This is a genomic window from Winogradskyella echinorum (genome assembly GCF_014297365.1).
In the GTDB taxonomy this organism is placed as follows: domain Bacteria; phylum Bacteroidota; class Bacteroidia; order Flavobacteriales; family Flavobacteriaceae; genus Winogradskyella; species Winogradskyella echinorum.
The window spans coordinates 943450-957029 of record NZ_JACOQD010000001.1; the positions used below are offsets into that span (position 1 = coordinate 943450).

Annotated in this window: 14 protein-coding genes; 10 read left to right on the forward strand and 4 right to left on the reverse strand. The window is 29.9% G+C overall.

Annotation, left to right across the window (positions count from 1 at the left end; all coding sequences use genetic code 11):
- Positions 1-33: 33 nt before the first annotated feature.
- The 4 genes from H8K90_RS04130 to H8K90_RS04145 all read right to left on the reverse strand — a co-directional run bounded on the left by H8K90_RS04130 (position 34) and on the right by H8K90_RS04145 (position 2943).
- A complete protein-coding gene (locus H8K90_RS04130; protein WP_186844669.1) occupies positions 34-411 on the reverse strand; it encodes a DUF2200 domain-containing protein in 378 nt (125 codons plus the stop codon).
- A 128-nt stretch (positions 412-539) separates the two neighbouring features.
- Positions 540-1451, reverse strand: a complete 912-nt coding sequence (locus tag H8K90_RS04135) for a helix-turn-helix domain-containing protein (RefSeq protein WP_186844670.1) — start codon at positions 1449-1451, stop codon at positions 540-542.
- 1 nt (position 1452) lies between these two features.
- Positions 1453-1965 (reverse strand): hypothetical protein, encoded by a 513-nt coding sequence (locus tag H8K90_RS04140; protein WP_186844671.1) that lies wholly within the window; start codon positions 1963-1965, stop codon positions 1453-1455.
- Positions 1966-1992: 27 nt separating this feature from the next.
- Complete coding sequence (locus tag H8K90_RS04145; protein ID WP_186844672.1) at positions 1993-2943, reverse strand: SDR family oxidoreductase; 951 nt, start codon at positions 2941-2943, stop codon at positions 1993-1995.
- Between the two features lie 334 nt (positions 2944-3277).
- On the opposite strand from H8K90_RS04145, the gene H8K90_RS04150 reads away from it, so the two are divergent.
- The 10 genes from H8K90_RS04150 to H8K90_RS04195 all read left to right on the forward strand — a co-directional run bounded on the left by H8K90_RS04150 (position 3278) and on the right by H8K90_RS04195 (position 13577).
- The gene (locus tag H8K90_RS04150) at positions 3278-3610 is read left to right on the forward strand and encodes a single-stranded DNA-binding protein (RefSeq protein ID WP_186844673.1); all 333 of its coding nucleotides are present in this window, start codon (positions 3278-3280) and stop codon (positions 3608-3610) included.
- 228 nt (positions 3611-3838) lie between these two features.
- Positions 3839-4744, forward strand: a complete 906-nt coding sequence (locus H8K90_RS04155; protein WP_186844674.1) for a nucleotidyltransferase domain-containing protein — start codon at positions 3839-3841, stop codon at positions 4742-4744.
- On the forward strand, positions 4737-6200 hold the full coding sequence (locus H8K90_RS04160) for a B12-binding domain-containing radical SAM protein (protein WP_186844675.1): 1464 nt from the start codon (positions 4737-4739) through the stop codon (positions 6198-6200). Before H8K90_RS04155 ends, H8K90_RS04160 begins: the two co-directional genes overlap by 8 nt.
- A complete protein-coding gene (locus H8K90_RS04165) occupies positions 6193-6975 on the forward strand; it encodes a class I SAM-dependent methyltransferase (protein ID WP_186844676.1) in 783 nt (260 codons plus the stop codon). Before H8K90_RS04160 ends, H8K90_RS04165 begins: the two co-directional genes overlap by 8 nt.
- Positions 6976-6978: 3 nt before the next feature.
- The gene (locus H8K90_RS04170) at positions 6979-8367 is read left to right on the forward strand and encodes a B12-binding domain-containing radical SAM protein (RefSeq protein WP_186844677.1); all 1389 of its coding nucleotides are present in this window, start codon (positions 6979-6981) and stop codon (positions 8365-8367) included.
- A complete protein-coding gene (locus tag H8K90_RS04175; protein ID WP_186844678.1) occupies positions 8367-9113 on the forward strand; it encodes a class I SAM-dependent methyltransferase in 747 nt (248 codons plus the stop codon). The genes H8K90_RS04170 and H8K90_RS04175 overlap by 1 nt, the downstream gene beginning before the upstream one ends.
- A gap of 4 nt (positions 9114-9117) precedes the next feature.
- Entirely contained in the window at positions 9118-10557 is a 1440-nt protein-coding gene (locus H8K90_RS04180; protein WP_186844679.1) for an ArnT family glycosyltransferase, read from the forward strand.
- Positions 10558-10574: 17 nt separating this feature from the next.
- Positions 10575-11624 carry a glycosyltransferase family 4 protein gene (locus H8K90_RS04185; protein WP_186844680.1) on the forward strand — a complete coding sequence of 350 codons (1050 nt, stop codon included), beginning with the start codon at positions 10575-10577 and terminating at the stop codon, positions 11622-11624.
- Positions 11617-12753, forward strand: a complete 1137-nt coding sequence (locus tag H8K90_RS04190; RefSeq protein ID WP_186844681.1) for a lipopolysaccharide biosynthesis protein — start codon at positions 11617-11619, stop codon at positions 12751-12753. Before H8K90_RS04185 ends, H8K90_RS04190 begins: the two co-directional genes overlap by 8 nt.
- Positions 12750-13577: a class I SAM-dependent methyltransferase gene (locus H8K90_RS04195; RefSeq protein WP_186844682.1), complete on the forward strand. Its 828-nt coding sequence runs from the start codon at positions 12750-12752 to the stop codon at positions 13575-13577. Before H8K90_RS04190 ends, H8K90_RS04195 begins: the two co-directional genes overlap by 4 nt.
- Positions 13578-13580 lie beyond the last annotated feature (3 nt).

Below are 13580 nucleotides of genomic sequence, written 5' to 3' on the forward strand. Positions count from 1 at the left end.
TTACATTTAAAATTTAGAGTGACTACAGAAATATTATTTCTTCTCAACTCGTAAAATTTTCTCCATTTTTCGACCTTTTGCCAATTCATCAATCAGCTTTTCCATCTGTCTGCATTGCTTATATAAAATAAATTCATCCTCGATGTCTTCAATTCTATATCCACAAACAACTCCTTTAATCATGTGAGCGTTGGGATGCATTTTGGCCTTTTGAAAAAATGTTTGAAATGTTACCTTTTTGTCAATAAGCTCTTGTAATTTCTCTTCATTAAATCCGGTTAGCCATTCTATTACTTGGTTAAGCTCTTCCTTAGTCCTTCCATTTTTCACTATTCTGTTAAGATAATGTGGGTAAATAGATGCAAATATCATTTTTGCAACTTGCTCATTTTTCTTGGCTGTAACTTTCATCACTAATTGACTTTAATTGTCTCGTCCAGAAATATAACTTTCACAGAAAATTTCTAAAAGATATTTTTTTGACTTTACGGAAAGATAGTTAAAAATTGAAAAAACTTAAAGTGAAGATTTCTACTTATTTAATTCATTCGATACTTTTCCCTATATTCCGTAGGGCTAATACCTTCTCTCTTTTTAAATAATCTTGAAAAATAAGGTGGATACTCAAACCCTAACTCATATGCCACTTCCGAAATACTTTTACTTGGTTGCAATAAAATGTTTTTGGCTTCATTAATTAAATGTAATTGCAAATGCTCGGTTGTAGTTTTCCCTGTTTCTTTCTTTAGTGTTTCACTAAGATAACGTTGAGAAACCGATAGTTTATTAGCAATGTGTTCAATACTCGGAATACCTTTTTCTTTTAATTGCCCTGATTCAAAATATTCAGATAATTGAAGATTAAATTGCTCCAACAAATTATTAGAAAGCTCTTTTCTGTTTAAAAATTGTCTCTCATAAAAACGATTAGCATATTTAAAAAGTGTGCTTAACTGTGAAATGATGATATCTTTACTAAATTCGTCTTGATTGTTTTGATATTCTATTTCAATATTTTTTACAATAGATTCTATCTGTTTTTCTTCTTTTGGAGATAGATGTAGAGCTTCATTTGCTGAATAGGAAAAGAAACTATATTTCTTAATTTGTTGTGCTAATTCTGTTCCTTTGATAAAATCTTCGTGGAAGTTTATTGAAAAACCTTTCTGTTTATACACCACAGCATTATCCCATTGCAATACTTGCCTTGGAGCTATAAAAATTAAAGAACCATTGGCGAAATCATATTTTGTTCGACCGTAATTTAAATCGCCTTTTACAATCTTCTTCAAGCTTATAGAATAGCAGTCGTTAGTAATAGGTGGTGAACTTTCTTTTGGACAAGGCAAAAATCCTTCACCAATAGCAGAAAACACACTTAGCATTGGATGTTCTGAACCTGGAAGGTTTAGGTAATCTATATACGCTGATAGTGTTTTAAAATGTTGCATGTTACTTTTTCAATTCGTTTTTTATTAATAGTAATTGTTTATTATAAGCATCTATTCTACCGTGTGCTGTACCATCAACTAATAAAATAACGACTAACATTGCAATAGTTGTAATCATACTTGCTCGCCAAATGGGTGTATTCAAAAAAATTATAACTAAGGCACAAACAGCAATAATTATTGGAATGGCCTTAAATACTATGGTTTTGTATTCATTTAAAGTACTGTCGGCACGTTTAAGTTCTGCTTCTACGAAAGAAACAGCGTTATTGTTATATGCTGTTTCAAATTGTTTTATTCTCGATTTGTTGGTGTAAAATAACCCAAGGCCAATAGTTAAAAGCATAGCTCCTGCTATTAAAGTAGGAAATATATAGGCTTTCGCTATTTCGGTTTTTCCTAATTGCCAAAATCCTGCACTTGCTATTAAAAATCCAATAGCAAAAATAATGAAGAATCGTGTTGAAAAAACTTCGGCTTTTGCCCAATCGGTTGCTATTTTAAGTATATCCATTGTATTAACGTGTTGGTTTATTCAAATTTAAACATTCCATTTTATACCTACTGCTTCTTCAGAAACAGTCCAAAGTTTATCCATTACGGCTTGGTCTTTGGCATGTGGCTCTAATTTACATTCGCCTACTGGTCCTGTCCAATAATTTCGTCCTGTTGGACCGTAAAAACCTGACTGATCTAAATCTGGTTCTGTAGCACACATTAATTCTGGATACGCACCTTTTTCGGCTGATTGTACCATTGGCGTTAGTTTCATAATTTGCCAAACAAATCGTGTTAATAAGCTACCGTTAGTTTTTATTAGAGACGTACTAGAAGCACCAGGATGACATGCATAAGTTTTTACATTATTTTTACCTGCCTTTTTTAGTTTGTCTTGTAGCTTGTAAGCTATCATTATTTGTGCCAATTTACTTTGACTATACACACCGTTAGGATTGTAGTTTTTATCCCAGTTTAAATCATTAAACTGAATGGTTTTAATACCTAAGTTATATCCCATACTTCCTACAGTAACAATTCGTCCGTTTGAGGCTTCAATTTTAGGGAATAGTAATGCTTGTAATAAAAAATTACCATAATGATTAACACCCATTTGGCTTTCAAAACCATCTACCGTAAATGTTTGTTTAGGTACTTGTGCAATTGCAGCATTTAATATTAAAGCATCAATTTGCGATACAGTTTTAAGTACTTTTTGTGCAGCAATTTTTATCGAAGCTTGAGATGCTAAATCCATTTGGATATTAACAACATTAATTGCACTACCAAGTTCTTGTTGCAATGTTGCTATTGTAGCTTCGGATTTTTTTGGATTACGATTAAGCATCACCACTTTTCCACCCTTAGCCAACAAAATTTTTGCGGCTTCAAAACCCGTACCACTTGTTGTACCAGTTAAAACGAAGGTTTTACCGTTTAAGTTTTTAATTCTATTAGGTGTCCACCCATTTTTACCGAATTGATTTGTACTCATAATTGCTTATTTATTTTAAATTTTCAAAAAGAATAGGACAAAGATAGAAGTGAAGGCTTGATTATATCTTACACAGATTTTCGAATGTTATATACTTTTTAGTCGGTTATAATTTTACATCAATTGATTTTATAAACATTTAACAAAAAATACAGCAACTTAATAAAAGCCAATAAACACAACACTTTATTCATGTACAAACGACTACAAATATTTACAAACGAATTTAAATAGGTAACTACCGAATAAAATTTGAATGCTGCCACATCTTTGCAGTGTTGAATCAATGAAGGTTCAATAGTATTAACTGTTTAACACATAAAATTTAGAAAACATGAACACATTAAGAAACAAAGTACAGTTGATTGGTAACTTAGGTAATGATCCAGAAATCACCAATTTTGAATCGGGCAAAACTTTAGCAAAATTTGCAATAGCAACAAACGAAAGCTATAAAAATGCACAAGGCGAAAAAGTAACGGACACCCAATGGCACAATATTGTAGCTTGGGGAAAAACAGCCCAAATCGTAGAAAAATATATTACTAAAGGTAAAGAAGTTGCTATTGAAGGAAAGTTAACCACTCGCTCTTGGGAAGATAAAGATGGTATAAAACGTTATATTACGGAAGTGGTTTGTAGTGAGCTTTTAATGTTAGGAAAGTAGATGTATACTTTTCTTAAGTAAATATAAAGAGCAACCTAATTTACAGGTTGCTCTTTTTGTTTTAGATAAATAAATTGATGATTTTTATTTTATTATTCAGTAGTTTTTAAAGTTGAGTTGTTCTATATAAAAGAATCAAAAAAAACTAAAACAGTCTAAAGTAAGTCTTATTTTAACTTCATCGTATAATAATTAAAACTTATTTTTATTGAAAATTACTACTTATATATGAACGCCCTAAAAGTCATAATATACTTTTCAATCTTTAAATATCCTCTAACTTTAGAAGAAGTGTTTTCATTCTCTTCCGAAAAAAACATAGAAGATATAAAAAACCAACTACAAGATTTAATTAATAATAATATCGTTTTTAAGTTTGGCAATTACTATTCCGATGTCAATGATGCTTCTTTAGTGCAAAGGCGATTAAACGGTAATATAATGGCAGAACATATAATGCCAAAAGCCTTAAAACGAGGAAAACTGATTATGTCTTTTCCATTTATAGAATCTGTTTCTGTTTCTGGTGCATTATCAAAAGGGTATTATGATGATGATGGTGATATTGACTTCTTCATTATCACGAAACCAAAATATTTATGGTTGGCAAGGACGCTTCTAATCTTGTTTAAAAAGTTGTTTTTATTTAATTCTAAAAAATATTTTTGCGTCAATTATTTTATAAGCTCTGACCATCTAAAAATAGCTGAACAAAATAAATTTACTGCTACAGAGTTAATAACGCTGATTCCTATTTATGGTAAAACTGTTTTTAATGTCTTTGTTGCCCAAAATAAATGGGCTCTAGATTTCTACCCTAACAGAACCATTAATATTCAGCTACTTTCAGAAAGTTTTAAAAAACCAATTTGGAGTCGATCTTTAGAATTCTTATTTACAAATAAATTGGGTTATAAATTAAATCTTTATCTCAAAAAACTGACTTTAAAAAAGTGGAAATCTAAATTTAAGCACCTCAGAAAAAAAGAATTTGAAATTGCTCTAAAATCGACGAATGATGTCTCAAAACATCATCCTCAGGATTTTCAAACCAAAGTTATTGGTAAACTAAATGAACGTTACGACGACAAAAACAAAGCATATAATCTTAACTTAACTATGGAAAATGCTTGATGTTGTATTCTCACACTCATATTACTACAAATTTGATCCTAAACAATGGAACAATAAAACTCCATATCCTCCACTAGGCACTTTATATGCTGCTTCGTATTTAAGAGAAAACGGATATAAAGTTGGTGTTTTTGATGCTAACCTATTAGACAATCCACAAGCTGTACAACCTTATTTAGAAGCTCAGAAGCCTAAAACATTTGTGCTTTATGACGATGGTTTTAATTACCTCACTAAAATGTGTTTAACAACAATGCGCGATGCTGCTTTTGAGATGATTAAAATTGCCAAACAACTTAACTGTAAGGTGATTGTTTGCAGCTCAGATTCTACTGATCATTATGAAAAGTATTTAAATGCTGGTGCAGATTTTATAATACAAGGAGAAGGTGAAATAGCTTTAAAAGAATTGGTTGACGCGCTAGAAAATAATACTAATACCTCTGAAATTAAAGGACTTGTTTTTTATCAAAACGGAAGTATAAAAAAAAATCCGCAACGACCTGTTTTACGAGATTTAGACGAGCTTCCAATACCAGCATGGGATTTGATAGATATTAATGCTTATAAAGCCATTTGGACTAGTGGCGGAAATAAGTTTACATTAAATATTGCCACTACTCGTGGTTGCCCTTTTAAATGCAATTGGTGTGCAAAACCAATTTACGGCAACCGTTATAATTCGCATTCACCAAAATACATTACAAAACATATAAAATACCTCTCAGAAACTTATGGAGTCAATCGTTTTTGGATGTGTGATGACATATTTGGATTGAAACCAAATTGGGTTCAGGATTTTAATAAAGAACTTAAAAAAGAAGAGCTTTCAATCTCTTATTACATTCAAAGTCGTGTTGATTTATTATTAAAAGAAGACACTATTGATGCTTTAGCAGAAAGCGGATTAGAAGAAGTGTGGGTTGGTGCAGAAAGTGGCTCACAAGCCATTTTAGATGCAATGGATAAAGACACAACCATTGAACAGATTTATGAAGCCACACGATTACTAAAAGAAAAAAACGTTAGAGTCGCTTTCTTTATTCAGTTTGGATATTTAGGAGAAACCAAAGAAGATATTTCTAAAACCATTGCTATGATTAAAGAATTGGTGCCAGATAATATTGGTGTTTCCGTGTCTTATCCTCTACCTGGAACAAAGTTTTATGATAAAGTAAAAGATGATTTAAAACTAAAAGCCAATTGGACAGACTCTGACGATTTAGCAATGCTTTTTAAAGGTACATACAGCTCTGCATTTTATAAAAAACTTCAGCGTTATGTGCATAAAGAATATAGAAAAAGTCAAGCATTTGAAAACTTAAAAAATGGTATTAAACATCCATTTAAATTATCTAAGCAACAACTGAGATCTATAGTATTATTAGGTTATTATTTACCTTCTGCTTTTTTAGATAAACTGCAACTTAAAAATATGGAACTCTCTAATGGTTAATGGTTTTGATATAGCTTCTGTAGAATACGATTCTGCATTTACCTTTTCTAACATTGGTAAAGCACAGCGTCGTATGGTATATAAATATCTAAATCCTCTTCTTAATCAAAAAGAGAAGCTTTCTATTTTAGAGCTCAATTGTGGAACTGGAGAAGATGCTATTCAATTTGCCAAATTAGGGCATCATATCTTAGCTACAGACATTTCTGAAGGTATGATTAAAGTGGCAAAAGCAAAGACACATTCAAAAAACTTGAGTTTTAAAATTCAAGATATTAATACCATTGATGAAACCTCTTTTAACAGAAAGTTTGACCTTATATTTTCAAATTTTGGTGGTTTAAACTGCTTGTCTCAAATTGAATTAAAGACATTTTTTTATTCAGCTTCGCAATTACTTCACGCTAATGGTAAAATTATTTTAGTAATTATGCCTAAGCATTGCCTTTGGGAACAAACTTACTATACGCTAAAAGGTGATTTAAAAAATGCCAAAAGAAGAAACACATCAGGACGTGTATTTGCCAATGTTGACGGTGTTAATGTAGAAACTTGGTATCATAATCCTAACGACATTATAGATTTAGCGAAATCACATTTCAATACTGTAAAGGTGAAACCAATAGGATTATCAATTCCTCCGTCTTATCTTGAAAATTCATTTTTATCAAAACAACCAATAATATCCGTTTTTAAAGCATTAGATAATACATTTACTAGCGCTTTTTGGGCTAAATATGCAGATCATTATTTAATAGAACTGACAAAAAAATAACTAATGAGCATTGTACTTACACATGCATATTATCTGTACGAAGATGCCAAAGAACAGGCTGTAATGAAGCCTTATGCTCCGCTAGGTTTACTTTATATTTCTGGTTATTTAAATGAAAATAACGTAGAAAATCATCTCTATGATTCTACATTTTATTCAAAAGAAGAACAACTGATTTTTATAGAAGAAAAACAACCCAAAGTTGTTGCTATTTATACCAACTTAATGACAAAAATTAATGTTATTAAACTGGTTAAAATTCTAAAAACAGAAAAGAAATACGGTTTCCCAAAACTGATTTTAGGTGGTCCAGATATTACTTACAATTGTGAAAACTATCTCAATACTGGAGTAGATTTTCTAATCATTGGCGAAGGAGAACAAACGACTTTAGAGCTCTATAATGCTATTAAAGAAAATAACGATTTTAGCAAAATTACAGGTATTGCATATTTAGAAAATGGCAGCGTTGTAAAAACACCACCTAGAATTAAAATGAAAGATCTTTCGGAATTGCCTTTGCCTAATAGAGCTGCAATTCCGGTAGATAAATATTTAAGTACATGGAAAACGCATCATGGTAAAAGTTCAATGACAATTAGCACTCAAAGAGGTTGTCCTTATACTTGTAAATGGTGCAGCACAGCAGTTTATGGACAAAGCTACAGAAGACGACCTGCAAAAATGGTTGCCGCTGAAATGTTGATGTTAAAACAAACCTATAATACGGATAGCATTTGGTTTGTAGATGATGTTTTTACCGTAAGTCATAAGTGGATAAAAGAATTCCATGAGGAAGTCTTAAAACAAAATGCAACTATTCCTTTTGAATGCATTACAAGAGCAGAGCGTTTAACTGATGAAGTTTTACAACTATTAAAAGAAGCTGGATGTTTCAGAATTTGGATTGGAGCAGAAAGTGGATCTCAAAAAATTATCGATGCTATGGATAGACGTGTCGATGTTGATGTTGTAAAATCTGCCATTAAGAAAACCAACGAAATTGGTATGGAAACTGGCACCTTTATAATGGTTGGCTATCCTGGTGAAGATGAACAAGATATTAATGAAACCATTACCTATCTAAAGGCAGCAAATCCAACACATTTTACAATTACTGTGGCTTATCCTATAAAAGGTACATCTCTTTATAATGAAATTGAAGACCAAATAACTGTTAAACCAAACTGGGACACCTCAACAGATAGAGATATTGACTTTACCAGAACCTATTCTCGTAAATTTTATGATTATGCGGTGAGGCGAATTGTGAATGAGGTGAATTTTAATAAAGAAATTCTAAAAGGGAGAAACAAAAATTTATTGACCTCTTTTAAGTTAAAAACAAAATCTATTATAGCACAAACTGGGATGAAATTATATAAAGGATAATGGATTTCAGTCAATTACATATAAAAAACAATGTTGTATATATCACTGAAGAGACTAACTCTTTTTCAGATGTTTACATCGCTGTTAGACAAAAGGAACAGCGTATTCTTACAGATAAAGAAGTTGCATTATTGCCAAAATTAAAGCGAAACGAGTGGGAATTTAGAGTTAAATCTACTGAACGATTTATAAATTATATAGATTCAAAAAAAGAAGCTCTAAACATACTCGATGTTGGCTGTGGAAATGGTTGGTTTACTAATGCAATCTCTAATGTATCTGAAAAAAATAAAGTTATTGGGTTAGATGTTAATAGAAATGAATTAGAACAAGCAGCTCGTGTTTTTAAAAGACAAAACTTACAGTATGTTTATTGTGATATTTTTAAAAAAGAATCTGGCTTTAAACAGCAGTTCGATATTATTACCCTAAACAGTTGTGTTCAATATTTTCCAGATTTTAGGAAGTTAATTTCAACTTTAAAAATGTTTTTAAAACCTAATGGAGAAATTCATATCATAGATAGTCCATTTTATAAGGCATCACAAATTACTGAAGCCAAACAAAGAACATTAAATTACTATAATAAACTTGGTTTCCCAGAAATGGCATCACACTATTTTCATCACTCGATTGATAACCTTGATGAATTTGAACATTTATACACTAATAAACACAAACTATTAAATAAAATTTTGAATAAAAAGGACTCACCTTTTCCTTGGATACGCTTTATAAAACAATAATCATTTGAATTTAAAAACGAACAATATAATATCTCCTTATATGGTACTAACCTTAGTACCTTTTCTATTATTGATGTTTACTAGAGCTTTAGGTTTTGATGGTCTATATGGACAAGATTCTTACGAATATTTAAGATACTCTAATGCGCTATATAATGCGTTAAATGGTGGTGAATCTGCGGGCGATTATTTTTGGCCATTGTACTACCCTTTATTTGGAGCAATTGCAAATTTTGTGTTTGGAAATATAACCATAACATTAAGTTCTATAACCCTTATTGCCTCAATAATTAGCTCAATTTATCTTTTTAAAATCATAAGACTCCTCTATGACAATACAGAATATGCACTTCATTTTATTATTCTGTTTTTTATTTTATCTCCTTCCATCTTTGTTTTTGGCGTGGTTATAATGTCAGATCTATTATCCACTTGTTTTATAATTTTAGCAATCTATCATGCCTTAAAATTTAATAAACAAAGTGTAACTAGGAGTTTATATTATGCAGCTGTATTTGCGCTATCAGCAATTATGACACGTTATGCAAGTTTTGTTGTTCTCGTTCCTTTTGGGTTTTTAATACTTTTTAAATTATTAAAACATAAACGTCAACTTGTACATCTTCTTCCTATTTTAATCATCTTAGGTATATTAAGTATTCCTCATTTTTATATTAGAAGTGATAATGTTTCTGGATTTTTAAATCACGATTGGCTGCAGCAATGGTCGTTTTTAAACTTTTTTAAGTCAGAATTTAATACCGTTGATGGCACATCTTATAACAAGTTACCCAACATTTTCTATGCCTTTTACAATGCCTATCATCCAAAATTTTTAATTATTGGTATTGTATTATTAGCTGCCATAGCTTTTAAAAAATTGAAATTTAAACCAAATAAAACAATACTGATTTCGTACCTATTATACAGTTTGTTTTTAGCTGGAATTCCTTTTCAGAACTCTCGTTTTTTAGTTCTAAATTTTGGTTTAATTTTAATTTTATTATTTCCTGTTTTTCAGTCTTTACTCCATAAATTCTCAGCACGAAAAAAAATTAGAAATAGTACTTTTCTATTTATTTTATTAATTCAAATTACACTTTGCATTTACGTTTTTCGACCTTTTTATCATAGAAATCAATTAGAAAAACGAATTGTAACTCTAATGAAACCTTACCAAAACAAAACACTTTACAGTTTTGATATTGATATTGCCTTAAAAGGCAGAGCATTAAATTTTGACTACAAAAACATGTGGATTGAACGCTATAGTAACTTTAACTCTAATGCTATGGTTTTGTTTAATCCTAATAAATTTAGGATTCAGTGGAAAGATAAAAACCCAATGCTAAATTGGAAAAACATGGAAGATAACTATAGATTAAAATTAATAAAAGAAGGTCCAGAAGGTTGGAAGCTTTATGAACTAAAAAACAAGAATTAAATAAGTTACAAACAGCATTGAAATCGAAAATTACACATATCGTTTTTTTAACTCCAGGCTTTGCAGAATCTAAAACTGATAGCACTACAATACCAGCGCTACAAGTGTATCTAAAAAGTCTAAAAGCTACGCTACCAAATACTAAAATGAGTTTATTAGCATTTCAATTTCCATTTTCTAATAACACTTATCATTGGAATGGTATAGATGTTATTCCGCTAAATGGTAAAAACAAACATTTAAAAAAACTCTTAATCTGGCGAAAAGCCATGCGGACTCTTTTAAAACTTCATATAGAAAATCCTATAACAGTTATACATAGTTTTTGGATTGGAGAATGTTCTCTAATTGGTTCTAAATTCTCAAAAAAGCATAATATTAAGCATATTTCTACAGTGATGGGACAAGATGCCAATCTTGGCAATAAATATGTAAAAGCCTTAATGAAAACTAATGTAGAAATTGTGACACTTTCTGAAAATCATAAGGCAACATTGTTTAATAATTATAAGTTACAATCTAAGATTATTCCTTGGGAATTAGACACCACATCTTTTCCAGTTATACAAGAAAGTACCATTGATATTTTGGGTGTTGGTTCATTAAATGAGGTTAAAAACTATTCACTTTTTGTTAAAATTATTGCCGATTTAGCTAAAACAAATCCCAATCTTAAAGTTGAAATCATTGGAGAAGGAACCATGCGTGCTGCCCTAGAGAAACAAATTGAAACGTTAGAGCTAAATGCCATTATTAACCTTACTGGTAAACTACCAAGACAAGACGTTCTTAAAAAAATGGCACAAGCAAAAGTTTTATTGCATACTAGTACTTATGAGTCTTTTGGGTTTGTGTTTTTAGAAGCTTTACACTCAGGCTTGCAGGTTGTTTCTTTTAATGTTGGTATCGCAGAACCCTTGCCCGAATGGAAAATTTGCACCTCAAACAAAGAGATGTTAGGGACTTTAAAATCCTTTTTCAATGAACCAATAAATGATAAAAAACGTGTTTACTTAACCGAGAAGAACAATTGTATTCAATCCTATTTAAAACTGTATAATGAATAGATTATTACTAATAGGAATAAATACAATACGAGGATTTTCTGGCCCTGTGTTCAATTTTTTAATTGCTCTTTTTGCTATTAAATATTATGGAAAAGAAGATTGGGGAACGATGATTAACGTTTTATTATCCGTCTTTTTAATTGTGTTTATTATTAGTTGGGGAAACAAAGATTATTTAATTAGAAAATATAGTCAACAACCCTCTAAAGTCTATAACGCTTTTTATTCTAATTTTTTTAGCAGAAGCCTTTTATTACCTTTAGCATTATTACTATTATTATTTTTTCCATTAAACATTGCTTGTTGGAGTATTATCCTAGTAGTACTTATGCATTCGTATAACGCCTTAGAAAGTTTGGTGATATACCATCAAAAATTTGGTGCACAGTTTATAGCAGAATTAATTGCTTTCTCACTAATTTTAAGTAGTATTTTTTACTTTAAAAGTTTTAGCTTAGAAACATTTTTAAAGCTGTATTGTATCACTTTTTTATTTAAGTTTTTATGGGTAATTATTGCTCTAAAGTTATGGAACGAGGATTTTTATTTTAAAATTTCATCCATCGAATTTAAAGCTTCATTTTGGTTTTTCATGCTTGGTTTGAGTGGTTGGGTTGCTTCAAAAATTGACTTGTATATCGTTAATTTTACAATGACAAAAGCTCAAATTTCAGAATACCAAATTGCAATTACGGCTTTCTTATTAATTCAATCATTATCCTACTTAATTATTTTACCTTTTAATAAGCATTTGTATAGACTTCCTGCAAAATCAATTGCTGAAATTAAAAGAATGTTGGCTTTAATTTCATTTCCGATAGTAGCCATATGTACTTTTGCTCTATGGCTTATTTTAGAAAAAATAGCACTTCTAAACTTACCTATTAAATTTTATATCTTAGGTGGTTTAGCTTCAATTCCTACTTATTTTTTTATTGTAGATATTATAATGTATTACAGAAATAAAAAAGAAAGTTCTATTCTAAAAATCAATTTTATAAACGCTATATTAAACTTAATTCTTACGTATATCTTAATTCAAGAAATGGGAATAATGGGAGCTATAATAAGCGTGTTTATAAACCAATGTAGCTTTTTGTGTTTTTATAAATTAAAGTTAATTAAATGAAAATACTCCATCCAAATAATGATCAATATTGTTCACTAGATGAATTGAAAAACTATTACTCTAATGGTTATTATTCCATTATATCGGATGACGAAAAAGAAAAATTAAATTATTTTTTGAATGCCTTTCAAGATTACAGAAAAACGAAAAATCTAATAATTACAGATAACACTTTGTATAAAAATCTTCCGTTTTCTATACATACAACTGAATGGAAAGAGAGGCAAAAAGATGTAAAAATAATTGATGCAACCATCGGCAACAAACAAAATTTAGAGATTCTAGATGTTGGTTCTTGGAATGGGTGGTTATGTAATTACCTTACAAAAAAAGGCCATAACCTAACTGGAATTAATTTTTTTGATGACGCGTTTGATGGCTTAAAAACTAACATCCATTACAATACAAAATTCACATTATTGCAAATGCAAGCTGATGAATTATATAGAATTGAAAAGAAATTTGACCTCATTATCTTTAATAGAAATTGGGCATTCTTTCAAAATCATGACACTGTATTTAATGATGCAAAAAAATTATTAAGTACTAATGGTCTAATCATTTTTACAGGATTAGCTATTTACAAAAATCCAACTTTAATTAAGCAACATTTTGAATCAAAAAATTTAGAGTTTAAAAAACGTTATAATATTCCTTTATTCTATAATCAATCTAAAGGGTTTTTAGATTATAAAGATAAAAAATGGTTAAAAAAAAGTGATATAAAACTCAATCCTTATAATCGGTTAAAAAATATTTTAAAGCATTATTTTCCTAAAAGACCTAAAATTTATTTTGGGATATACTTTAACTCAAATCTTTAATTA